Source organism: Pseudarthrobacter woesei (assembly GCF_055412745.1).
In genome coordinates, this window is the sequence record NZ_JBVAYU010000003.1 from 262224 (window position 1) to 285890 (window position 23667).

Genomic DNA, 23667 nt, shown 5'->3' on the forward strand with positions numbered 1-23667 from the left:
TCCGTGGCCGGAGGGATCCCGGAGCTGGTTCCAGTATAACCGATATACATGCATTTGCATCTATCGACCGGTACAACGCCACCCACTGGCGAATATTCCCTGTGGTGGAGGGGCTGGCTAGTTGCGGAGGGCCGGGGCCTCGTCCGGCTCGCCGGCGTGTTCGGCTGCGGCGGCCGAGGCGGCCGCAGCGTCGGGCGGGGTGGGCTTGGCCCGCCGGCCGCGGGAGGCCGATTCCGGTGCCGGCGGCGCGGCGTCCGCCTTCGCCAGCGCCTTCCTTTCGCGCCGTCCCTCCACGAGCCGGTACAGCACCGGCACCAGGACCAGGGTCAGCGCCGTGGAGGAGATCAGGCCGCCGATCACCACGATCGCCAGGGGCTGCGAGATGAAGCCTCCTCCGCCGGTCAGGCCCAGGGCCATCGGCGTCAGCGCGAACACGGTGGCCAGGGCTGTCATGAGGATCGGCCGCAGGCGCTGGCGGGCGCCGTGTGTGATCGCGTCCGCCACGCTCATCCCGGGCTCGCCGTTCGCCGGCCGGCGGTACTGGTTGATGAGGTCGATCAGCACAATCGCATTGGTCACCACAATGCCCACCAGCATCAGCATGCCGATCAGCGAGGGCAGTCCCAGCGGCACACCGGTCACCAGCAGCAGCCCGATGGCGCCGGTGGCCGCGAACGGTACGGAGACGAGCAGAATCAGCGGCTGGATGAGCGACTTGAACGCCGCGACCATGATCACGTACACGATCGCGATGGCTGCCAGCAGGGCCAGGCCGAGCTGGGCGAAGGATTCGGCCTGCTGCGTCGTCGCGCCGCCGATCTCAGCCGTGACACCCGGCGGCAGCTGGACGGTCTTGAGCCGCGCCTGTACTTCCGTGCTCACCGCGCCGAGGTTGGCGCCCGACGGCGTGACGGAGACGCGCGCGGTCCGCTGGCCGTTGCTCGCGGTGATCGAGACGGGCACGTCCACCTGCTCCACGGAGGCGATGCTGCCCAGCGTCACGGGGCCACGAGCCGTCGGGAGCGGTATGTCCCTGACAGCGCCGATGCTGGTGAAGCGGGTGCCTTCGCCGATCCGGACCGGGAAGTCGTTGGTGTCGAGGCGCACGCTTCCGGCCGGGATGGGGCTGATCGTGGCTGCCAGCACACCGGCCACCTGTTCCTCGTTCAGGCCTGCGGCGACGGCCTTGGCCCGGTCCACCTTGACCTGCACCACCGGCTGGCTGGCGGCCAGGTTGGTGGCCACCTCGGAGGAGCCGGGGACGCCGTCCATGGCCGTGACCATGGCATCGCTCGCGGTCCGGAGGTCCGCGGTGGTGGCCGCCTTAAGGGTGATGTCCACCGTCGACGTTGTGCCGAAGCCGCCCTGCTGAGAGCCCACGGTGATCTTGCCGGAATCAGGAATCCTGGCGAGCTCCTGGCGGACGGTTTCCTTAAGTTTGCCCTGGTTGGCTTTCTCCTCCGTCACCACGGTGAAGGACGAGTTCGAGGCACCGGCGGACAACAGCGCGGAGAAGCCGGTCCGGGCATTGCCGGTGGTGACCTGGACGTCCCTGACGCCGTCGATCTCCCGCAGCACCTCCTCGACCTTGATGGCGGCGGCGCCGGCCTCGGCCAGGCTGGTGCCGGCGGGGAGGCCCTGCCGGACGGTCATGCTGTTTTCGCCCGAGCTGCCCAGCAGATCCGTGGCCAGCAGCGGGGACATGGCGGCGGTGCCGCCGAGGACCAGGACGGCAGCGATCAGGGTCACCACCGGGTGCTTCTGGGTCTTGGTCAGGATCGGCATGTAGCCGCGCTGCAGCACGGTGCGCTGCTCGGCCTCGTGGGCCTTCGCCGCGATCTCCCGGGCGGAGGATTCCGATGCGCCGGCCTTGTCGGCGGGATTCCGCAGGAACCAGTACGCCAGCACCGGCACGATGGTCAGCGATACCAGCAGCGAGGACAGCAGCGCGATGGTGACTGTCATCGCGAACGGCCGGAACAGTTCGCCTGCCAGGCCGGCCACAAAGGCGATCGGCAGGAACACGGCCACGGTGGTCAGGGTCGATGCGGTGATGGCGCCGGCGACCTCGCGGATGGATGTCAGGATCGCGGTGATCTTCTGCTCGCCGTAGCTCAGGTGGCGCTTGATGTTCTCGATCACCACGATCGAGTCGTCCACAACACGGCCGATCGCGATGGTGAGCGCCCCAAGGGTCAGGATGTTCAGCGAGTAGCCGGTGGCCGAAAGCCCGATGAACGTGATCAGCAGGGACAGCGGGATGGACACGGCCGTCACCAGCGTGGCGCGCACGGACATCAGGAAGACCAGGATCACAGCGACGGCGAAGCCCAGGCCCAGCAGACCCTCGGTGGTGAGGTCCTTGATGGACTTCTCGATGAACGGCGCCTGATCAAAGATCGGGGTGAACTTTGCGTTGGAGCCGAGTTCGGCCTCGAGCTGGGGGATGGAGTCCTTCACCGCGTGGGAAATGGCGACGGTGTCGCCCTCGGGCTTTTTCGTGACGGACAGGGCCAGGGTTTCCTTGCCGTTGGTCCGGGTGATCGAGGTGCGGGCATCCTCGGCGATGCTCACCTCCGCGACGCTGCCGATTGTGGCGGCGTCGCGGGCGCCTCCCAGCGGGAGGGCCCTGATCGCGTCGAGGGAAGCCACCGGGCTGCCGATCTGCAGCGAGAGGGTCTTGCCCTGTTCCTCGATGGTGCCGGCGGGAATCAGGGCGCCGTTGTTCTTCAGCGCATTGCTGATGGACTGGATGCTCGCGCCGGACGCCGCCATCGCCTCGGGGCGCGGCAGGATCCTGATGTGCTGGGTGGCGCCGCCGGTCACATCGGCGCCGCGGACGCCGTCGAGCTTCTGCAGCCGCGGCACGCTGAGCCGGGCCAGATCAGCGTTCAGCTCGCTGAGCGGCTTGTCCGCGGAGACCGCGAGGAAGACGATCGGGAAGTCGCTGATGCTGCCGGCGATCGCCTGCGGCTGGACATCGGCCGGCAGGGCCCGCTTGGCGTTGGAGATGGCGCGGTCGATCTGGTTCCGGGCACGGTCCAGGTTCGAGCCGTAGGTGAACACCATGGAGATCTGCGAGACGCCGTTGCGCGAGGTGGACGACGTCGACTCCAGGCCTTCGACGCCGTTGAGCGCCGTCTCGAGCGGGGCGCTGACCTGCTTGTCCACGACTTCCGGCGAGGCGCCGGGCATCGAGGTGATGACCGTGATCTGCGGGAACTCGATGGACGGGATGAGCTCCTGCTTCAGCGAGGACATCGTGATCACGCCGAAGACGGACGCGAACACGGTGACCAGCGCGATCAGGGCCCGGTTTGCCAGCGAAAGCGTTGCGAGCCGGAACATCTCATGGTCTCCTGGTGGGTCGAGGGACGGACGTCAAAGAGGTGAAGCGCCCGCAACCCGGAGCGGGTGTCAGCTGCGCGGGGCGCTGACCTGTTCCAGCTGCAGCGCCTTGGCCGTGTCGGCTTCGAGCTGGGCGGCGAGGTCCGGATTCTCGTTGAGCTTGACGCCATAGCCGGGCATCATCTCCTTGAACCTGCTCTGCCAGCCTTTGAACTGCTTCGGGAAGGACTTCTGCAGCAGCTCGATCATAATCGGCACCGCCGTTGACGCGCCCGGGGACGCACCCAGCAGGGCGCCGATGGAACCGTCGCGGACGGCGATGACTTCCGTGCCGAACTGCAGCACGCCGCCTTTCTTCGGATCCTTCTTGATGATCTGTACACGCTGGCCGGCGGTGATGAGTTCCCAGTCGCCGTCTTTTGCGGCCGGGTAGTACTCACGCAGGGCCTCGACCTTGGCGCCGTGCCGCTTCGCGACTTCCTTGATCAGGTACGCGGTGAGGTCCATGTTGTCCTTGCCCACGGCCAGCATCGGGATGATGTTGGAGGGCCGGATGGACAGCGGCAGGTCCAGGTAGGAGCCGTTCTTCAGGAAGTTCGTGGAGAAGCCGGCGTACGGGCCGAACAGCAGGGAACGCTTGCCGTTGACGTAGCGGGTGTCCAGGTGCGGGACGGACATGGGCGGGGCGCCGACGGATGCCTGGCCGTAGACTTTGGCGCTGTGCTGGGCCGCGAGCGTCTCATCCGTGCAGCGGAAGAACTGGCCGGAGACCGGGAAGCCGCCGAAGCCTTTGCTTTCCGGAATGCCCGAGGCCTGCAGCAGGTGGAGGGCGCCGCCGCCGGCCCCCACGAAAACGAACTTCGCGTGGATCGAGCCGTGCTCGCCGGACTTGGGGTGCTTGAGCGAGAGGTCCCAGCCGCCGTCGGACGCGCGCTTGATGCCGGCGACGTTGTGGCCGTAGTTGACCTCCACCCCGTTGTCGCCGAGGTAGGTGGTCAGCTCGCGGGTCAGGGCGCCGAAGTCGACGTCGGTCCCTTCCGCGGCGCGGGTGGCGGCGATGCGCTGGTTCGGGTCGCGGCCCTCGACGATCAGCGGGGCCCACTTGGCGATTTGCGCGTGGTCCTCGGAATATTCCATGGAACGGAACAGCGGGTTCGGCTTGAGCGCCTCGTAGCGGGTGCGCAGGAACCTGACATTGTCTTCGCCGATGACGAAGCTCATGTGCGGGACGGTGTTGATGAAGCCCTTGGGGGAGCCAATCATCCCGTTCGTGACCAGGTGGGACCAGAACTGGCGGGACAGCTGGTACTGCTCGTTGATGATGAGTGCCTTGGCAGGATCCACCGAGCCGTCTTTGGCGGCGGGGGAGTAGTTGAGCTCACACAGGGCGGCGTGTCCGGTGCCGGCGTTGTTCCAGGGGCCGGAGCTTTCCAGACCGGGCTCATCCAGCTTTTCGAACAGGGAAATAGTCCAGTTCGGTTCGAGCTGCTTGAGGAAAGCGCCGAGGGTGGCGCTCATGATGCCGCCGCCAATCAGGACGACGTCGGCATGTTGGGTCTTGGAAATGAAAGTCACAATCAGTCTCCGATAGCAGCGGGTCTGGCTGTCACAGAATATCCCCGCAGTGCCTTCTAACTGAAATTGGGTCAGTCCGTCAAGGCTTTAGTTCAATCTTCGTGAAAACTTCGTTCAGGACGGGCGACGCCGGGTACTTCAGCACACGGTCGGAGAGGGCCAGCGCGGAAATCGGGAACGCGATAGGCACGGCGGGCACCGTGGCAGCGATCTGGGCGTTGATGGTCTGGTACTGCTCCGTGCGCTCCTTGCCGTCCGGCAGCCCGCGGGCCCGGGCGATCTTGGAGAAGACCTGCGGGTCCTGGTACCCGAATTCCCCGGTGTTCTCCCCGAAGAGCGGGCCGACGAAGTTGTCCTGATCCGAATAGGACCCGTTCCAGCCCAGCAGGTGAAGGCCATGGTCGCCGGAGGACGTGACCTTCTGCAGGTAGCCTTCGGACCAGTCAACAGGTACCGGCTTGATGTTCAGCCCGACGGCGGTCAACTGCTTGCTGATCTCCGCATATACCTTCTCCGGCGTCGGGAGGTAGGGCCGGGTGACGTTGAGCGGGTAATAGAACTTCAGTTCCTCGCCCTTGTAGCCGGCCTCGGTGAGCAATTCCTTGGCTTTGGCCGGGTTGTGGCCCAGGGACGGGGCGTTGTTGTTGAAGCCGCTGAGCTTCGGCGGGACAAACTGGGAGGCCTGGGCCGTGTTGTCGATGAAGAACCGGCGGATCAGGGTGTCCTTGTCGAGTGCCATTTCGATGGCCTGGCGGACTTTGAGGTTTTGCAGGATGGGGACCTCCTGGTTCATGCCGAGGTACATCACGGAGAACGGGTCCCGCTGAATGATCTGCTTGCCGCGTTTGACCAGCTGGTCGAAGTTCCCCACGGTGACGGCGTCATAGGCGTCGATCTTGCCGTCGAGCAGGGCCTGCATCCGGGTCTGGGTGTGGTCGTAGGTGACGAAGTTGATCGTCCCGATCCGGCCCTTGTCCCCCCAATAGTTTTTGTTGCTGGCAAGCGTGACGTTGCTCTTGTCCCAGGAGCTGAAGACATAGGGGCCGGTTCCCACCGGGTGCAGGCCGTAGCCCGACACGGGCTGCCCGTCGCGGCTCTGGTTGAGTACGTCCGCGTTCTGGGCCGCCAGGGCCTGGGGCGAGGACAGCGCGAAGGCGGGGAGTGTCAGGGCCTGCAGGAATCCGGTGAAGGGCTGGGTGAGCTCGATCTTCACGTTGTCCGGGGCAACGGCGGTGCAGCCCTTGTAGATGGAGAGGGACGCCTGATCGGCGTGGGCTTTGAAGACGCCCTTGAAGGTGGTGCCGGCGGCCTGTTTCCGCAGCGCTTCCGGGAAGTTGAACCAGCGGTTGAAATTGCTGCAGACGGACTCGGCATCAAAGGGCGCTCCGTCGTGGAACGTCACCTTCTCGCGGAGCTTGAAATCGTAGCTGCGGCCGTCGTCGCTGGATTTCCACTCCGTGGCGAGCAACGGCGTCGGCTGTCCGGTGGTCTGGTCCACACCGACAAGCCCCTCGAGGACCTGCCGGGTGATCCGGTAGGACTCGATGTCAGAGACGAGGGCCGGATCGAGGCCGAGGGGCTGCGAGGCGGTGCCGAACGTGAAGACTGCGCTGGGGCCGTCGTCGGAAGCACTGGCCGAAGCAGTGGCAGAGCTGGGGGCGGGAGCGGGTGATCCGGTGCACGAGGCGAGCGGAAGCATCAGGAGGACGGCACCGAGGCCGGATGCAAGGCGGTGCATGGTACTGCGTCGCAGTGTGCTGGGGCGCACGCTACTGCTGGGTACTGTACTGCTGGGCACTCAGGAATCACCTCTGGGAACTGGGCGGACCGCCGGCTGCGGAACAGCCCCAGTCTAGTTGACCGGCCCGGCCGGCGGCTGTTGGCCCGCCCGCCGCCGGTGGGAACGCCCGGGCAAAGAGAAGGCCCGCACCGGGGTGCGGGCCTTCTCCTCTCCTAATCGGTCCAGGGAGTCAGGCTGAGACCGGAGCAGGAGTGCTTGGTGCTGCTTACTTGGGCATCAGGACGGAGTCCACCATGTAAACAGTGGCGTTGGCCGTCTTTACGCCGCCGCAGACCACGCCGGCGTCGTCAACCTTGAGGGCCTCCTTCGTGCCGGTGACCGTCACGGAACCGCCCTGGACGGTCTTGTGCGTGCCAACGATCTTGTCCGGGCTGATCTGGCCGGGAACCACGTGGTAGGTCAGGATCTTGCTGAGCAGGGCATCGTCCGTCTTCAGCGTTTCGATCGTGGCGGCGTCGATCTTGGCGAACGCGTCATCGGTCGGTGCGAAGACCGTGAATTCGCTGCCGTTCAGGGTGTCCACCAGGTTCACCTTGGGGTTGAGTTTGCCGGACACGGCCGCCGTCAGGGTGGTGAGGATCGGGTTGTTCGAGGCGGCCACGGCTACCGGGTCGAGGGCCATTCCGGAGACGGAACCGGCACCGCTGGGCACCTTCGCGGCGTATCCGGCGCAACCCGCACCGACGAGGTTGGCTGCCGGATCCATGGCAGCCGAGGAGCTCGTGGACGGCGACGGCGCCATGCTGGAGGCCGACGGGGTGGACGCCGGAGCCGAGGAACTGGAGGCGGTTGTGCTGGATCCGCCACAGGCAGTGAGGCTGAGCATTGCTGCAGCGGCGATACCTGCAACGGCGAGGGTGTTGCGCTTGATGGTCTGCATTTCGGTTTCTCCTTAGTTGTGCCGATCGTTGCCTGCGGCGATCGTTGCCGCTCTGGCCCATTTCCGACTTGGTGGGGCACCGGCCCTTGGCTGGTGTCTCAATGGGTATTCGCCGGGTGCGGGGAAACGGATGGGTGCGGCTTGAGAATTTTTTTGGGCCGGGCAACCGCGGCCGGACTGGCCCGGTTTTGGGACGCATCCGGCGCCGCGGCAACGGCTCCGGGTGCGCAGGCCGGCAAAACCGGGCCAGTCCGGCTGAGCCCGGCTAAATAAGAAAAGAACCCCGGTCCGAAGACCGGGGTTCTTTGTGCGCAAGGGGGGATTTGAACCCCCACGCCCGAAGGCACAGGAACCTAAATCCTGCGTGTCTGCCAATTTCACCACTCGCGCGCGGCGTCGCCGTCTATCAGGTCAAAGGACCGTCGACGGCGGATGCCAGGCTCCATTGTACATTTCGCAGTGCCTCCAGGCGGCGGCGTCGCGGCCGGGACATCCCGACGGCGGCGCCGGGTCTCCGGCTAGGCGTCCAGCTTGAGGTCGCGGCGGAGCTTCGCGACATGCCCGGTGGCCCGGACGTTGTACTGGGCAACGGCGACCTTGCCGTCAGGATCGATGACGACGGTGGAACGGATGAGTCCTTCATAGGTCCGGCCGTAGTTCTTCTTCTCGCCCCAGGCCCCGTAGGACCCGGCGACGGTATGGTCCTCGTCGGAGAGCAGCGGGAAAGCCAGGCCTTCCGCGGCCGCGAACCTGGCGAGCTTGTCCACGGGGTCGGGGGAGATGCCCAGTACGTCGTAGCCTGCTTGCTGCAGGGATGCGAGGGAATCGCGGAAGTCGCAGGCCTGCTTGGTGCACCCCGGGGTGGAGGCTGCCGGATAGAAGTAGACCACCGTGCTGCGGCCGCGGAAATCCGTCAGCGAGACGTCCTTCCCGTCAGAGTTCTTCAGCGTGAAGTCCGGCGCCGGGGCACCGGGAATGAGTCGTTCGGGCAAGATAATATCCTTACGGTGATTGAGGCTGGATCGGCTTGCCAGCGTGGGCTTTCGCTGGCGCAGTCGACTCCGATGCTGCAGCCGGCCGGCCCGGGCAGCCTGGTCATGGGGGAACCGTCAGCGGTGATGATCCTTCGCCGCTGCGCCGCTGCGCCGCTGCGCCGCTTCGCCGCTTCGCCGCGTCGGCGCCGTGCGGTCCCAACGATACGCGTCACCGACCGACGAATAACACCCAGTGGCACCCGGATAGACGGCCGCGGTCCCACGGCCGGCTCCGCATCGAAGTTTCCTAGACGTGCCGGACGGGTTCCAGCTGGCGGGCTGCAAGCCAGCCGTCCAGCTCCGCGGCACTGACGGGCCGCGAGACAAAGTGTCCCTGTGCGTTGTTGCAGCCGAGTTTTGTCAGCTCTTCCTGCGTTTCCCGGCTCTCCACACCTTCCGCCACAATCCGCAATCCGAGACTGTGCGCCAGGGCGATCGTGGAGGCAACAAGCGCCGAGGCCCGGGGATCGGAGTCCATCGGCAGCACAAAGGACCGGTCAAGCTTGAGCTCGTCGATCGGCAGCTCACGAAGGTACGCGAGAGAGCTGTAGCCGGTCCCGAAATCATCCACGGCGATCTGCACACCGTTCTCCCTGAGCTGGATCAGGATTTCCCGCGCCCGGTCACGGTCCGCCATGAGGAAGTCCTCGGTGATTTCCAGGACCAGGGCACTTGCCGGCAGCCTGCGCTCGCGCAGCATTGAACCGATCCTCCGCGGCAGCCCGATGTCCACCAGGGAACTGGCGGAGATGTTCACCGAGACGGTCAGGGACCCGTGCTTCGAATGCCACCGGGCTGCCTGGTCCAGCGCTTTTTCCAGCACCACGAGGGTGAGGTCATGCATAAGACCGCATTCCTCGGCCAGGCGAAGGAAATCTTCCGGTGCGAGGACTCCGCGGGTGGGGTGGTCCCAACGGACCAGGGCCTCGACGCCGTGGATCTCATCCGTGGCAAGGTCAACCTGGGGCTGATAGTGCAAAATCAGCTGATCCGCGGCCAGCGCGGTCCGCAGCTCCTGAATCGTCCGCAGCCGCAACTCGCCCTGCTGGTCGTCGTCCTGATGATAAATGTGGTGTCCGCTCCGGGCCGTCTTGGCACGGTACATCGCCATGTCGGCCTTGCGCAGCAACGAGTTGACGTCGTTCCCATGCGCAGGGAAAAGCGCGACGCCGATGCTGACGCTGGTACGCAGGGCAATGCCTCCCGCCGTGAACGATTCCGCCAGGGCATCCCGGATCTTGTGGGCGACGGCCGTCGCTTCGTCACCGTCGCTGTCGCCCAGGAGTACCGCGAATTCATCGCCACCGAGCCGGGCAAGCAGGTCCCCGGAGCGGAGCGAATGCGACAACCGGGCCCCCACCTGGATCAGCAAGCGGTCGCCGGCCTCGTGGCCCAGGCTGTCGTTAATTTCCTTGAAACGGTCCAGATCGAGGAGCAGCAGTGCGCCTCTCCGGTTCCCGGCGGCAGCAATGCGTTGCCTGCAGTCCTCGTTGAACGCCCGCCGGTTCAGCAATCCGGTCAAATCATCCGTGCGGGTCAACCTGCGCAGCAGACGGTGGCGGAATGCCAGCGGAACGGCGGCAAGGACCAAGGTGATGCTGGCCAGCGCGAGCGCGTACGGCGGCACATGCTGCTGGCTGCCCAGGAGTAGAACCCCCAGGGCTGCCGCCGTCGCGAGGCCCGGCACAATCAGCGCCTGATGTGCACTGCCCTGGCCCCGTCCCGGGCTCCCCGGACGCGACGCCCGATCCAGCCACACGGCAATCAGCGCCAACCCTGCGGCCCACACCAGGTCAAGGTTCGACCCGACGGAGTAGGCGCCCGATTCCTCACCGAGCGCAAACACGACATCCGCGGCGGTGAAAACAAGCATCCCGGCGACGAGATAGGCCCAGTGCTTGTCGGATTCGCGCTGCGACGCGATGATGGCCGCAATCACGGCAATGAGCAGCAGGTCGAAAAGCGGGTAGGCGACGATGATGACGGTACCGGCCGAAAACGGCGTATCGGCGGAGGATTCCAGGACGGGTTCGAGGAGGACTGCCAGTACGGCAGCGGAGCCGCAGACGGCCACGGCGCTGTCCAGGAAGACGGGCAGCGCAGCCTTTCGCAGCCTTCTGCCCACAATGATGACCAGGGCCAGGAGCATCAAGGCATAAAAGAGCATGTAACCGATGTCGGCCGGAGAAGGCGAGGGCACGGTACCTGTCTCATCCTGGGCCAGCGAGTAATAGGTATCGCCGAAGGCCGTCGCCGTCACCGCAACCGCGGCCAGGACCAGCTCGCCCGGGACGGCAGCGGAGCGTCGCAGGGCCAGCCAGCAGACCGCCACCGTGACCCACTCCGTGACCATGGCCATCCAGCCGTCGACGACGGCGACGTACCCCTCGCCGTGCAGCAGCCGGGCCAGGAAATACGTGAAAAGTGCCACCGCCATCGCCACGACCGGCAGGCCGATAGTGCCGAAAACCGCCGGGGCAGGCTGCCCGTTTACATTTCGTTTCACAGATGCCTCCGAGGTCCGGGGGTCAGCGTACCAGCTCCGTTCCGCGGCATCCCGGCGGGCCACGGGCCCAATTCGGCGGGTGGGGAATACCCGGACCCAATGAGCCACGGTGCGGGCGACGAATCTTGCGCTCGCTATACTCGTTGGTATGCCTGATATGGATCGCTGGCCCACCGGGCGCCTATTGTCCACGGCAGCCCGCCTTGTTGAACACTCCTGGAACGAGAAGCTGGGGGCCATTGGCCTGACCCATGCCGGGGTCATCGCCATGGAAGTGCTCTCAGTTAACGGACCCATGACGCAGGCCCAGCTGGCCCAGTTGGTTCGGGTTCAGGCGCAGACCATGGGGAAGACGCTGAGCCGTCTGGAAACGCATGGCCACATCTCACGGCAGCGCAGCACCTCCGACCGCCGCAGCCACGTGGTGTCCCTGACCGACCGTGGCCGGCAGGCCGTGGCCGAAGCGGCCGACATGGAGCGCTCCGTCCTCGCCGCGGCGTCAATCGACCCCGACGTGCTGCGGCAGGAACTCCAGGCCGTTGTCACCGAACTGGCCACCCGCATTTCCTCTCCCGAGGTCAAGGCCATTGTCACGGCCGCCGAGCCCGGCCTGGCCGTCGAGGTGAACAACCTGAACTAGCGGACCACCACACCCATCGTGCTTCCCTGCCCCGGCCACGGCTCTTGTGGGGTGGTTCCGGCGGGGTTAGTCCGACGGCGGCTGCCGCGCGGGGGCCACCATCATGCGGACCCCGGACCCCGGACCCCGGACCCCGGAGCGCTTGCCGTTCCGGAGCCCTTCCGCACCGGCGGTCCTTCGCGTTCCCGTGTCCCTCACCTGCCCGGCCACCGGCGGCGCATAGGCTCAAGCAATGGACGCGAACCCGCCGGCGGAACTGAAAGGGCAGACCTCGATTAACGAACTGCTCGACGAACCCGTCGGCACCCGCCCGCTCCAGCTGCCGCTGCCGATCCACTTCCAGCCGGCTGCGGTCCGGCGCGCGTTCTGAGACCTTGGCCCGTCGCGGGCATTGCGCCCCCGGCCAGCAGACCGGCAAGTAGTCCTGCGCTGGAAACAGGTAGCAGCTACTGTGTGCGGACGCGCAGCCGTCGGGGGAACATGTGGCTATGACTACCTACATCGTCGAATCCGCGGCCTTGGATCACCGCTGTCAGTGTTGCGGTGACATTGTTGAAAATGTGTTCTGTGGCGACTGCGACCCACACCCGGACACACCCGAAGCGGTGGCGGCATCCGCAGCAGAATAGTTTCGGGGTTCACGTCACGACAAAAAACCCCGCCCTGCCAAGCTTTTCAGCCTAACAGGACGGGGTTTTCCCTTGTGGTGCACCCCCCGGGACTCGAACCCGGAACCCATTGATTAAGAGTCAATTGCTCTGCCAATTGAGCTAGAGGTGCATCTGTTGTTTCGTTCGCCGGGGCTTTTTGTTTCCCTCTTTGTTCTCCGCAACGACATGAAACTCTACACGAATTTCGACATCGTGTGAAATCGGGCCGGGTGTGGGCTGGGGTACCTATCCGGGGAGGTCCAAAACCATTACAAAATCAGGGTTTTGGTTGTTGCTGAGCACCCAGAGACGGCCATCCGGGGCCAACGAGACGTTCCGAATCCTGCCGTACTGCTGTGTGAAATAGCTCATAGCAGTACCGGCAAATTCCCCGCCGAGAGGGACAGCCCAGACCCGCTGGCCGCGGAGGGCGCCGAGATATGCCGTATCGCCGACTATTTCGAGTCCGCTTGGGGAGGACTCCGCCGTCGACGGCCACACGAGCTTCGCGTCAAGGAAACCGGTGCGGTGCGGGGCGCCGGTCACCTCCGGCCAGCCGTAGTTGCCGCCCGGCACTATCAGGTTCAGCTCGTCATTGACCTCGGGACCGAATTCGCTGGCCCACAGCCGGCCGGCACTGTCCCACGCGAGCCCCTGGACGTTGCGGTGGCCGAGGCTGTACACCGGGTTGTCACCGAACGGATTTCCCGGAGCGGGACGGCCCCCGGGCGTGAGGCGGAGGATCTTGCCGCCAAGGGCATTCGTGTTCTGGGGCTGCTCGCGGCGCTGCGAATCGCCGGTGCCGACATACAGGTACCCGTCCGGCCCGAACCGGATCCGTCCGCCGTTGTGCGTGGAGGCCTTCGGGATTCCAGCAAAGATGACCTCCGCCGGTCCCAGCCGCAGCTGCCCGCCGTCTTCCTCGAGGCGCATACGGGCCACTCTGTTGTCACCGGCCGCCGTGAAATAGGCGTACAGGTACCGATCTGACGCGAAATCGGGCGAGAGAGCCAGCCCCAGCAGTCCGCCTTCGCCGCCGGGCACGACGTCGGGCACCTGGCCGACGATGCCGGCCCGCCCGCCGCCTACCGAACCCCCACTGCCCGGTCCGCTGCCGATCGACCTGAGCCGGGCACTGTCGCGTTCGGAAATGACGGCGGTGCCGTCGGGCAGGAAGACGGTCGACCACGGCACCTGCAATTGCGCGTCGATCCGGCCGGCCACCGTCAGCCTGGCTGCACCCTGCGGGACATCCGATGCCGGGCTGCTGGCCGCCGGGGCGCTGTTGCTTGCCGGCAGAGTGCTGCTGCCCGTGCAGGCCGCCAGCAGAATCGTTACAGCAGCTATCAGTGGGGCCCGGACTCCGGCCCGCGCCGCAGCTCGGGGCGCGCCTGAATGGCTGCGCCCCGTCCTCGTCGCCATCCGGTCTCCCACCGCGGTGGGGCTCTTCCCTGCGGCCCTCAGCCGTGCCGTCGACTACTGCCGTGACCGGCGGGGTGGCCGGAAGCCGGCGGCTTCGGCATGGGCCGGGGACAGGAACCAGACTTCGGCGGTTGTTTCCTCGAACGCGGTGCTGGTTTCATCGTGGTAGATCATCGACGAGGCGTTGCCTTTGACGGCGAACCCTTCGGGGCCGCTGCCGTCGGCCGCCGGTGACGCCGATCCCTCGCCGTAAGGCTGGTCCACGGCGAGATGGCCTGCCGGTTCGGGCGAGTGGCTCGCAGCGGTTTCGGAGGCTGCGGAGGACGCCGCCGTCTGCGCTGTCTCGGCCTCGGCCGCGGCCGACTCCGCACCGGGGAGCGTGGGGGAGTGGGGCGCGGTGTATTCGGGGTGATGCACCGGGATGGCCGCCGGCGCTGGCCCGCCTGCCGCCGCACCGGCCGCGGGGGCCTCCATGACGTGGTCGCCGTGGTCGCCGGGGGTGCCGAGGCCGGGCTCCTGGAGGGGGACCGTATGCGTTGCCGCAGGCGGCGTCTCGGACCACTGGGTTTCCCATTCAGGGCCTTCCGCGGCCGGGGCCGCTTCAGCGCCCGCCGCAGCGCCCGCCGCAGTACCCGACGGAGCGCCCTGCTGAGCGCCCGACTGAGCGCGCGCCGCGGCGCGTGCCGCCGCGTGAGCCTCTGCGGCCGCGGCATCCTCAGCGGTGGCAATCGGATCGGGCTCGGGTTCCGGTTCCACATCGGGTTCGGCCTGGCTGAAGCCCCCAGCCTTTGGCATCCGGGCCAGGCCGGCTGCCGACGCGGAAGCCGCGGATCCTCCGCCGGACAGGGCGCCGCGGTGGCTGGCGCCGTGGACAGCGTCGTGCGGGTGCGGATGGGTGGAATCGTGGGTCGGAGCGGTCCCGGTGCCGGCGGATCCTGATTTGCCACGGGAGTTGTTGCGGTTCAGCAGCCACCAGACGACGGCGACAATCACCACGATGACGATGAGCCAAATGATCCAGTCCATAGCAGAGCCTTTCTGTCCACAAGGCGGGGTTCCATCTAGGCAAGGTTGCCGTTGCCTTGACGGTACGTCCGCGCCGAGCCGGCTGTCCAGCACCGGCTGCCCGGCACCGGAGGTCAACACTGTAGCCTCGGTGCATGGATTTGAAGAGACTGCGGATTCTCCGGGAACTGGCCGATCGCGGCACTGTCGGCGCCACCGCCGAGGCGATGAACGTGACGCCCTCCGCCGTCTCGCAGCAACTCAAGACGCTCCAGGAGGAACTGGGGGTGGTCCTGGTGGAGAAGTCCGGCAGGGGAGTCCGGCTCACGGAGGCGGGACTCGCGATGGCCGGAGCCGCGGCCGAGGTGGCCACCGCCATGGCGAGGGCGGAGGCCACCATCGACACCTACCGGCTCGGCTGGCAGACGCAGGTCAAGGCGGCTTTCTTCCCCAGTGCCGCCGAGATGTTCCTGCCGGGGCTTCTGCACCGCGTCAAGGCCATTGACGGACTACGCTTCGAGGCGCACTTCGAGGACCCGAACGTTGCCGGATTCGCCGGCCTCACCGCCGACTACGACATTGTCCTGGCGCATAGCGTCGACGGTCCCGAAGTCTTCGCCCGGCTGGGCCTCACGGTGGTTCCGCTGCTGGACGAGCCCCTCGACGTCGCGATCCCGGAGGGGCATGCGCTCGCCGGCAAGGCCACCCTCTACGCGGAAGACGTCATCGGATTCCCCTGGATGGGCGTGCCGGACGGCTTCCCCTTCGACACGGTGCTCCGCCAGATCGAGGTGCAGGCCGATTCCCGTGCCGTGCGCGCGCAGCTCTACCCGGATCTCCGGGTCCTTGAGGCCCTGGTCAGCGCCGGTCACGGTCTCAGCCTGCTGCCCCGCTACACTGCGCTGAAGAACCAGGGGAGGGGCTTCGTCCTCCGGCCGCTTGCAGGGGTTAAAGCCCGCCGCAGCATCGTGGCACTGGCCCGCCCCGACGTCGCGGCCCGGACCACCATCCAACAGGTGCTGGGCCTGCTCAAAGCCGAGGCACAGGCGGTGTCCGAGGCTCCGGAACTGCGTGACGCCGCCCACCTGAACTGAGCCGGTACAAGCGGCCCCTTCCATGAGGTGAGACGAGAGTCCACTATTTGATCGAAATATTCCTGCTATTACGCTTAATGGTCCGTTCCGGGTCGTTCCCCTTGGCGGCGGCGCCCTAGACTTTGAGCCATGAGTGAGGACACCCAAACAGCAACAGGCACCAAACCGGACATCAAACCCCGCAGCCGGGTGGTCACCGATGGAATCCACGCCGCACCGTCGCGCGGGATGCTCCGGGCGGTCGGCATGGGCGACGACGACTTCGCCAAACCGCAGATTGGCGTGGCGAGCTCCTGGAACGAAATCACTCCCTGCAACCTTTCCCTGAACCGGCTCGCCCAGGGCGCCAAGGAAGGCGTCTTCGCCGCCGGCGGCTTCCCTATGCAGTTCGGTACCATCTCCGTCTCCGACGGCATCTCCATGGGCCACGAGGGCATGCACTTCTCCCTGGTGTCGCGCGAAGTCATCGCCGACTCGGTGGAAACCGTGATGCAGGCCGAGCGGATCGACGGCTCGGTGCTGCTGGCCGGCTGCGACAAGTCCCTGCCCGGCATGCTGATGGCAGCCGCCCGGCTGGACCTGGCTTCGGTCTTCCTCTACGCCGGCTCGATCATGCCGGGCTGGGTCAAGCTTGAGGACGGCTCCGAAAAGGAAGTCACCCTGATCGACGCTTTCGAAGCCGTGGGCGCCTGCGCCGCCGGCAAGATGAGCCGCGGGGACCTGGACCGCATTGAAAGGGCCATCTGCCCGGGCGAAGGCGCCTGCGGCGGGATGTACACCGCCAACACCATGGCGTGCATCGGCGAGGCGCTGGGCATGTCCCTGCCCGGCTCCGCCGCCCCGCCCTCCGCGGACCGCCGCCGCGACGTCTTTGCGCACAAGTCCGGCGAGGCCGTGGTCAACCTGCTCCGGCTCGGCATCACGGCCCGCGACATCCTGACCAAGAAGGCCTTCGAGAACGCCATCGCCGTCACTATGGCCTTCGGCGGCTCCACCAACGCCGTGCTGCACCTGCTCGCTATCGCCCGGGAAGCGGAAGTCGATCTGAACCTCGAGGACTTCAACCGCATCGGCGACAAGATCCCGCACCTGGGCGACCTCAAGCCGTTCGGCCGCTACGTCATGACCGACGTCGACAAGATCGGCGGCGTGCCGGTCATCATGAAGGCCCTGCTCGACGCCGGCCTGATCCACGGCGACTGCCTCACCGTGACGGGCAAAACGGTGGCCGAGAACCTCGCCGCGATCAACCCGCCGGATCCCGACGGCAAGGTGCTCCGCGCCATGGACAACCCGATCCACAAGACCGGCGGCATCACCATCCTGCACGGTTCGATGGCCCCCGAAGGCGCCGTTGTGAAGAGTGCCGGCTTCGACGCCGACGTTTTTGAAGGATCCGCCCGCGTTTTCGAGCGTGAACAGGGCGCCCTGGACGCACTCAACAAGGGCCAGATCACGGCCGGCGACGTCGTCGTCATCCGCTATGAAGGACCCAAGGGCGGACCGGGCATGCGCGAAATGCTCGCCATCACCGGTGCCATCAAGGGCGCGGGTCTCGGCAAGGATGTCCTGCTGCTGACGGACGGCCGCTTCTCCGGCGGAACCACCGGCCTCTGCATCGGCCACGTCGCCCCGGAAGCGGCAGACGGCGGCCCCATCGCCTTCGTCAAGGACGGCGACAAGATCCGCGTGGATATTGCGGCCCGCACCTTCGACCTGCTCGTGGACGACGCGGAGCTCGACGCCCGCAAGGTCGGCTGGGAGCCGATCCCGGCCAAGTTCACCAAGGGTGTCCTCGCCAAGTACGCCAAGCTCGTCCACAGCGCCTCCACGGGCGCTTATTGCGGGTAGCGGTCGAGCTCTCCCAACTGACTCGCAGCAGGGCCGTTTAGGACCGTCAGAACGGCCACACGTGCGAGCCAGTTGGGAAGAGGACCAGTAGGTGGACAATGAAGTCCAGATAGTGAGACAAGGGCCGGGCTCGTTGACACTCGTCTCACTCAGAGGGAACACTGAACGCATGATCGCATTCGTTACCATCGGCGTCGTTCTTACCAGGCGCGTGGCTCAATAGCCCGACCGGCAACGAACCGTCACGCGCAACCCCTCGAAGAGCCGTCAGGCTGAGGGGTTTTTTTGTTTCCCGCACCACCTGCAGCACCGGCACCACGCATTGACCGCAGTTCCCAGATCACCGTAGATCCGCCCCTGCAGTTCCATGATTACCAGATCCACAAAGGAAGAGTCCGATGAGCAAAGGATCGCCGATCAGCCCAGCGCTGATGGCCACGAAGTCCGCTGGTGCCCCCAAGGCTCCGGAACGCGTCGAACGTCCGGCTGACGCCGGCGTCGACACTGCTGCCGCTGTCTCTCCTGTCCTTGGGCCGAACAACGTCGTACCCCCGACCGCGATGACCGGCTCACAAGCAATCGTCCGCTCGCTCGAAGAACTCGGCGTGGACGATATTTTTGGTTTGCCCGGTGGCGCGATCCTGCCCACCTACGACCCCTTGATGGCCTCCCGAATGAACCACATTCTGGTCCGTCACGAACAGGGAGCCGGCCACGCCGCGCAAGGCTACGCCATGGTCACCGGACGGGTTGGCGTCTGCATCGCCACCTCGGGTCCCGGTGCCACCAACCTCGTCACCGCCATCATGGATGCCCACATGGACTCCGTGCCGATGGTGGCCATCACCGGACAGGTCGCCAGCGCCGTCATCGGCACCGACGCCTTCCAGGAAGCGGACATCGTCGGCATCACCATGCCGATCACGAAGCACTCCTTCCTGGTCACGGACCCCAACGACATCCCGCACGTGATGGCCGAGGCCTTCCACCTCGCCTCGACCGGCCGTCCCGGCCCCGTGCTCGTGGACGTCGCCAAGGACGCCCAGCAGGGCCAGATGACCTTCTCCTGGCCGCCCAAGATCGACCTGCCCGGCTACCACCCCGTGCTCCGCGGCCACAACAAGCAGCTGCGCGAAGCCGCCCGGCTCATCGCGGCTGCCAGCAAGCCCGTGCTCTACGTGGGCGGCGGGGTGGTCAAAGCCCATGCCTCGGCGGAGCTGCTGGAGCTGGCCGAGCTCTCCGGCGCCCCCGTGGTCACCACCCTGATGGCCCGCGGCGTTTTCCCGGACTCGCACCCGCAGCACGTCGGTATGCCCGGCATGCACGGCACCGTGTCCGCCGTGACCGCACTCCAGCAGTCCGACCTGCTGATCACCCTCGGCGCGCGCTTCGATGACCGGGTGACCGGCATCCTGAAGTCCTTCGCCCCCAACGCCAAGGTCATCCACGCGGACATCGACCCGGCGGAAATCTCCAAGAACCGCACGGCCGACGTCCCGATCGTGGGCTCGGTCAAGGAGATCATCCCGGACCTGAGCGAGGCCCTCCGTGTGCAGTTCGCGGCCTCCGGCACCCCGGACCTGACCAACTGGTGGGTTTTCCTGAACAACCTCAAGGACACCTACCCGCTCGGCTGGACCGAACCGGACGACGGCCTCAGCGCCCCGCAACGGGTGATTGAGCGCATCGGAGCGCTCACCGGTCCCGAGGGCGTGTATGTGGCCGGCGTGGGACAGCACCAGATGTGGGCCTCGCAGTTCATCAAGTACGAACGCCCGCACGCCTGGCTGAACTCCGGCGGGGCCGGCACCATGGGCTACGCCGTACCGGCGGCCATGGGCGCCAAGGTGGGCGAACCGGACCGCGTGGTCTGGGCGATCGACGGCGACGGCTGCTTCCAGATGACCAACCAGGAACTGGCCACCTGCGCGATCAACAAGATCCCCATCAAGGTGGCCATCATCAACAACTCATCCCTCGGCATGGTGCGCCAGTGGCAGACCCTCTTCTACGAGGGCCGCTACTCCCACACCGACCTCAACACCGGGCACGACACCGTCCGTATCCCGGACTTCGTCAAGCTCGCGGACGCCTACGGCTGCGCAGCCTTCCGCTGTGAGCGCGACGAGGACATCGACGCCACCATCCAGAAAGCCCTGGCGATCAACGACCGGCCCGTGGTCATTGATTTCGTCGTCAGCCCGAACTCCATGGTGTGGCCGATGGTCCCCGCCGGAGTCAGCAACGACCAGATCCAGGTTGCCCGCAACATGACCCCGGACTGGGAAGAAGAGGACTGAACATGACCACCCGCCACACACTGTCCGTTCTGGTCGAAGACAAGCCCGGTGTGCTGACCCGCGTGGCCAGCCTCTTCGCCCGCCGCGCCTTCAACATCCACTCCCTGGCCGTCGGCCCGACGGAAGTCCCGGGCATGTCCCGGATGACCGTCGTCGTCGACGCCGACGGTGAGCTGGTCGAACAGATCACCAAGCAGCTGAACAAGCTGGTCAACGTGATCAAGATCGTTGAGCTCACCCCCGAATCTTCCGTACAGCGCGACCACATCCTGGTCAAGGTCCGTGCGGATGCCGCAACACGGCTGCAGGTTACCCAGGCTGCAGACCTGTTCCGCGCTGCAGTGGTCGATGTCTCCACCGAATCGGTGGTCATTGAGGCCACGGGCCACCCCGAAAAGCTGTCGGCGCTGCTCTCCGTGCTGGAGCCTTTCGGCGTCCGCGAAATCGTGCAGTCCGGCACCCTGGCCGTTGGGCGGGGATCCCGCTCCATGAGCGACAGGGCCCTGCGCAGCGCTTAAGGCACCGCGTAAGGCACGCAGCACCGGTACCACCACCAGTTTTTCCCGATACGCACCACAAGAATCCACTCAAAGGAGACACCCCAGTGACTGAAATGTTTTACGACGACGACGCCGACCTGTCGATCATCCAGGGCCGCACCGTCGCCGTCATCGGTTACGGCTCCCAGGGCCACGCCCATGCCCTGAGCCTGCGCGATTCCGGTGTTGACGTCCGCGTCGGCCTCAAGGCAGACTCCAAGTCCCGCGCCAAGGCCGAGGCCGAGGGCCTTCGTGTCCTGAACGTCGCCGAAGCCGTTGCCGAAGCCGACCTCATCATGGTCCTCACCCCGGACCAGGTCCAGCGCCACGTCTACGCCGAGGACATCGCCCCGAACCTGCAGCCGGGCGACGCCCTGTTCTTCGGACACGGCTTCAACATCCGCTACGGCTACATCAAGGCCCCCGCAGACGTCGACGTCGCCCTCGTTGCCCCCAAGGGCCCGGGCCACATCGTCCGCCGCGAGTTCGAGGCAGGCCGCGGCGTGCCTGACCTGATCGCCGTCGAGCAGAACCCGTCCGGCAAAGCCAAGGAACTGGCCCTGTCCTACGCCAAGGCCATCGGCGGCACCCGCGCGGGCGTCATCGAGACCACCTTCACCGAAGAGACCGAAACCGACCTCTTCGGCGAGCAGGCTGTCCTGTGCGGCGGCGCCTCGCAGCTGATCCAGTACGGCTTCGAGGTCCTCACCGAAGCCGGCTACAAGCCCGAGGTGGCCTACTTCGAGGTACTTCACGAGCTCAAGCTCATCGTCGACCTCATGGTTGAAGGCGGCATCGCCAAGCAGCGCTGGAGCGTCTCCGACACCGCGGAATACGGCGACTACGTCTCCGGCCCGCGGGTCATCACCCCGGACGTGAAGGAAAACATGAAGGCTGTCCTGGCGGACATCCAGGACGGCACCTTCGCCAAGCGGTTCATCGACGACCAGGACGCCGGAGCCCCCGAGTTCACGGCACTGCGCAAGAAGGGCGAGGACCACCCGATCGAGGCCACCGGCCGCGAACTTCGCAAACTGTTCTCCTGGATCAAAAACGAAGACGACTACACCGAAGGCTCAGTGGCCCGCTAGGCACTGACCGGCAGGGAAGCCGGACACCAACCCTGGGGTCCGGCTTCCCTGCGTTTATGCACCAGACGTCTTGACGCACCAGACGTTTCGCCAATATCCGCGCCTGTTATACAAGAGAGCTAAAGAGGTCACCGGTGACTAGCACCAAACCTGTAGTACTCCTCGCTGAGGAACTTTCGCCCGCCACGATCGAGGCCCTCGGCCCGGACTTTGAAATCCGGCAGACCGACGGCGCCGACCGTTCCCAGCTGCTCTCTGCGATCGCCGATGTCGACGCGATCCTGGTCCGCTCCGCCACCCGGCTGGACGCCGAGGCAATTGCCGCCGCGAAGAACCTCAAGGTAATCGCCCGCGCCGGCGTGGGCCTGGACAACGTCGATATCAAAGCCGCCACCCAGGCCGGCGTGATGGTGGTCAACGCGCCCACCTCGAACATCGTCTCCGCCGCCGAACTCACGGTGGGCCACATCCTGAGCCTCGCCCGCCACATCCCGCAGGCCAGTGCGGCGCTCAAGGACGGCGAGTGGAAGCGCTCTAAGTACACCGGCATCGAACTGTTCGAGAAGAAGATCGGCATCATCGGCCTCGGCCGGATCGGCGCCCTCGTTGCGGCCCGTCTGAAGGGCTTCGACACCAAGATCCTCGCCTACGACCCCTACATCACCTCGGCCCGTGCCGCGCAGCTCGGTGTGCAGCTGGTGACCCTCGACGAGCTGCTCGCGCAGTCGGACTTCATCACCATCCACATGCCCAAGACCCCCGAGACCGTCGGTATGCTCGGCGCGGAATCCTTCAAGAAGATGAAGAGCACCGCGTACGTCGTCAATGTCGCCCGCGGCGGCCTGGTGGACGAGGAAGCCCTCTACGCGGCGCTGGAGTCCGGTGAGATCGCCGGCGCCGGAATCGACGTCTTCGTCACGGAACCCAGCACCGACCTGCCGTTCTTCAAGCTCGACAACGTCGTGGTGACCCCGCACCTGGGCGCCTCCACCGACGAGGCACAGGAAAAGGCCGGCGTCTCTGTCGCCAAGTCCGTCCGCCTGGCCCTGGCCGGCGAACTCGTCCCCGACGCCGTCAACGTCGCCGGCGGCATCATCGCCCCGGACGTCCGCCCGGGCATCCCGCTGATGGAGAAGCTGGGCCGCATCTTCACCGCCATGACCCACGCCTCGCTCACCCAGTTCGACGTCGAGGTGGCCGGCGAAATCTCCTCCCTCGACGTCAAGGTGCTGGAGCTGGCGGCGCTCAAGGGTATCTTCGCCGACGTCGTGACCGAGCAGGTCTCCTACGTCAATGCCCCCGTGATCGCCGAACAGCGCGGCATCAACGTCCGCCTGATCACGACGCCGGACACGGAGTCCTACCGGAACGTCCTGACCCTGCGCGGTGCCCTCAGCGACGGCAGCCAGATCTCGGTGGCCGGGACCCTGACGGGACCCAAGCAGGTCCAGAAGCTCGTGGGAATCAACGGCTTCGAGGTGGAGATCCCCATCAGCGAACACCTCGTTGTGGTTGCCTACTCGGACCGGCCCGGCGTGATCGGCACCATCGGCCACATCCTGGGCATGAACAACATCAACATCGGCGGCATGCAGGTGGCACGCCAGACTGAGGGCGGCCAGGTGCTCGCCCTGCTGACAATCGACAGCTCGGTTCCGCAACAGGTCCTCGACGCCATCAAGGCCGGAATCGGCGCTGACATGGTACGCGAGGTCGATCTCGAGGACTAGCGTCCTCCACGCGGATGCCGGCGGGCGGCCTGACCGCCGCCGGCGTCCGCGAACCAGCGGCCGGTCTGCGTACAATGGCTAGGTCCGAATTTCGGATCTGGCCGGCAGTCCGGCCTTTACTTTTGCACGCCCGGCAGGGGACGCCTTCACTTCCTATGGAATGAACAGCGGTGTGCGCACGCAATCCAGCTTTCAGGAGCC

At 66.3% G+C, this 23667-nt stretch carries 16 protein-coding genes and 2 tRNA genes; 8 read left to right on the forward strand and 10 right to left on the reverse strand.

Annotation, left to right across the window (positions count from 1 at the left end):
• Nucleotides 1-117: 117 nt before the first annotated feature.
• The 7 genes from ACZYZE_RS06675 to ACZYZE_RS06705 all read right to left on the reverse strand — a co-directional run bounded on the left by ACZYZE_RS06675 (nt 118) and on the right by ACZYZE_RS06705 (nt 11144).
• The gene (locus ACZYZE_RS06675) at nt 118-3348 is read right to left on the reverse strand and encodes an efflux RND transporter permease subunit (RefSeq protein ID WP_463906944.1); all 3231 of its coding nucleotides are present in this window, start codon (nt 3346-3348) and stop codon (nt 118-120) included.
• Between the two features lie 69 nt (nt 3349-3417).
• The gene (locus ACZYZE_RS06680; protein WP_463906946.1) at nt 3418-4923 is read right to left on the reverse strand and encodes a malate:quinone oxidoreductase; all 1506 of its coding nucleotides are present in this window, start codon (nt 4921-4923) and stop codon (nt 3418-3420) included.
• Between the two features lie 79 nt (nt 4924-5002).
• Entirely contained in the window at nt 5003-6661 is a 1659-nt protein-coding gene (locus ACZYZE_RS06685) for an ABC transporter substrate-binding protein (protein ID WP_459320218.1), read from the reverse strand.
• A 268-nt stretch (nt 6662-6929) separates the two neighbouring features.
• Nucleotides 6930-7604 carry a fasciclin domain-containing protein gene (locus ACZYZE_RS06690; RefSeq protein ID WP_459320217.1) on the reverse strand — a complete coding sequence of 225 codons (675 nt, stop codon included), beginning with the start codon at nt 7602-7604 and terminating at the stop codon, nt 6930-6932.
• Between the two features lie 308 nt (nt 7605-7912).
• Nucleotides 7913-7994 (reverse strand) — tRNA-Leu (locus ACZYZE_RS06695).
• Nucleotides 7995-8122: 128 nt separating this feature from the next.
• On the reverse strand, nt 8123-8596 hold the full coding sequence (gene bcp, locus ACZYZE_RS06700) for a thioredoxin-dependent thiol peroxidase (protein WP_463906948.1): 474 nt from the start codon (nt 8594-8596) through the stop codon (nt 8123-8125).
• 289 nt (nt 8597-8885) lie between these two features.
• Entirely contained in the window at nt 8886-11144 is a 2259-nt protein-coding gene (locus tag ACZYZE_RS06705; protein ID WP_463906950.1) for a putative bifunctional diguanylate cyclase/phosphodiesterase, read from the reverse strand.
• A gap of 157 nt (nt 11145-11301) precedes the next feature.
• On the opposite strand from ACZYZE_RS06705, the gene ACZYZE_RS06710 reads away from it, so the two are divergent.
• Together ACZYZE_RS06710 and ACZYZE_RS06715 are read left to right on the forward strand one after the other, a co-directional pair.
• Nucleotides 11302-11784: a MarR family winged helix-turn-helix transcriptional regulator gene (locus tag ACZYZE_RS06710; protein WP_463907160.1), complete on the forward strand. Its 483-nt coding sequence runs from the start codon at nt 11302-11304 to the stop codon at nt 11782-11784.
• A gap of 232 nt (nt 11785-12016) precedes the next feature.
• Nucleotides 12017-12154: a hypothetical protein gene (locus tag ACZYZE_RS06715; protein WP_463906952.1), complete on the forward strand. Its 138-nt coding sequence runs from the start codon at nt 12017-12019 to the stop codon at nt 12152-12154.
• Nucleotides 12155-12488: 334 nt separating this feature from the next.
• On the opposite strand, the gene ACZYZE_RS06720 is transcribed toward ACZYZE_RS06715, so the two are convergent.
• The 3 genes from ACZYZE_RS06720 to ACZYZE_RS06730 form a co-directional block, all read right to left on the reverse strand.
• Nucleotides 12489-12564: transfer RNA gene (locus tag ACZYZE_RS06720), tRNA-Lys, on the reverse strand.
• Between the two features lie 116 nt (nt 12565-12680).
• On the reverse strand, nt 12681-13856 hold the full coding sequence (locus ACZYZE_RS06725; protein WP_463906954.1) for a PQQ-dependent sugar dehydrogenase: 1176 nt from the start codon (nt 13854-13856) through the stop codon (nt 12681-12683).
• Nucleotides 13857-13910: 54 nt separating this feature from the next.
• A complete protein-coding gene (locus ACZYZE_RS06730; protein ID WP_463906956.1) occupies nt 13911-14882 on the reverse strand; it encodes a sunset domain-containing protein in 972 nt (323 codons plus the stop codon).
• Nucleotides 14883-15016: 134 nt separating this feature from the next.
• Here ACZYZE_RS06730 and ACZYZE_RS06735 point away from each other — a divergent pair, with 134 nt between their 5' ends.
• The 6 genes from ACZYZE_RS06735 to serA all read left to right on the forward strand — a co-directional run bounded on the left by ACZYZE_RS06735 (nt 15017) and on the right by serA (nt 23466).
• Nucleotides 15017-15955: a LysR family transcriptional regulator gene (locus ACZYZE_RS06735; protein WP_463906958.1), complete on the forward strand. Its 939-nt coding sequence runs from the start codon at nt 15017-15019 to the stop codon at nt 15953-15955.
• 129 nt (nt 15956-16084) lie between these two features.
• A complete protein-coding gene (gene ilvD, locus ACZYZE_RS06740) occupies nt 16085-17806 on the forward strand; it encodes a dihydroxy-acid dehydratase (RefSeq protein ID WP_463906960.1) in 1722 nt (573 codons plus the stop codon).
• Nucleotides 17807-18204: 398 nt separating this feature from the next.
• Nucleotides 18205-20106, forward strand: a complete 1902-nt coding sequence (locus ACZYZE_RS06745) for an acetolactate synthase large subunit (protein ID WP_459317524.1) — start codon at nt 18205-18207, stop codon at nt 20104-20106.
• Nucleotides 20107-20108: 2 nt separating this feature from the next.
• The gene (gene ilvN, locus ACZYZE_RS06750; protein ID WP_459317525.1) at nt 20109-20624 is read left to right on the forward strand and encodes an acetolactate synthase small subunit; all 516 of its coding nucleotides are present in this window, start codon (nt 20109-20111) and stop codon (nt 20622-20624) included.
• Nucleotides 20625-20710: 86 nt separating this feature from the next.
• A complete protein-coding gene (ilvC, locus tag ACZYZE_RS06755; RefSeq protein WP_459317526.1) occupies nt 20711-21736 on the forward strand; it encodes a ketol-acid reductoisomerase in 1026 nt (341 codons plus the stop codon).
• Between the two features lie 134 nt (nt 21737-21870).
• Entirely contained in the window at nt 21871-23466 is a 1596-nt protein-coding gene (serA, locus tag ACZYZE_RS06760) for a phosphoglycerate dehydrogenase (protein ID WP_463906963.1), read from the forward strand.
• The last annotated feature ends 201 nt before the right edge of the window (nt 23467-23667 follow it).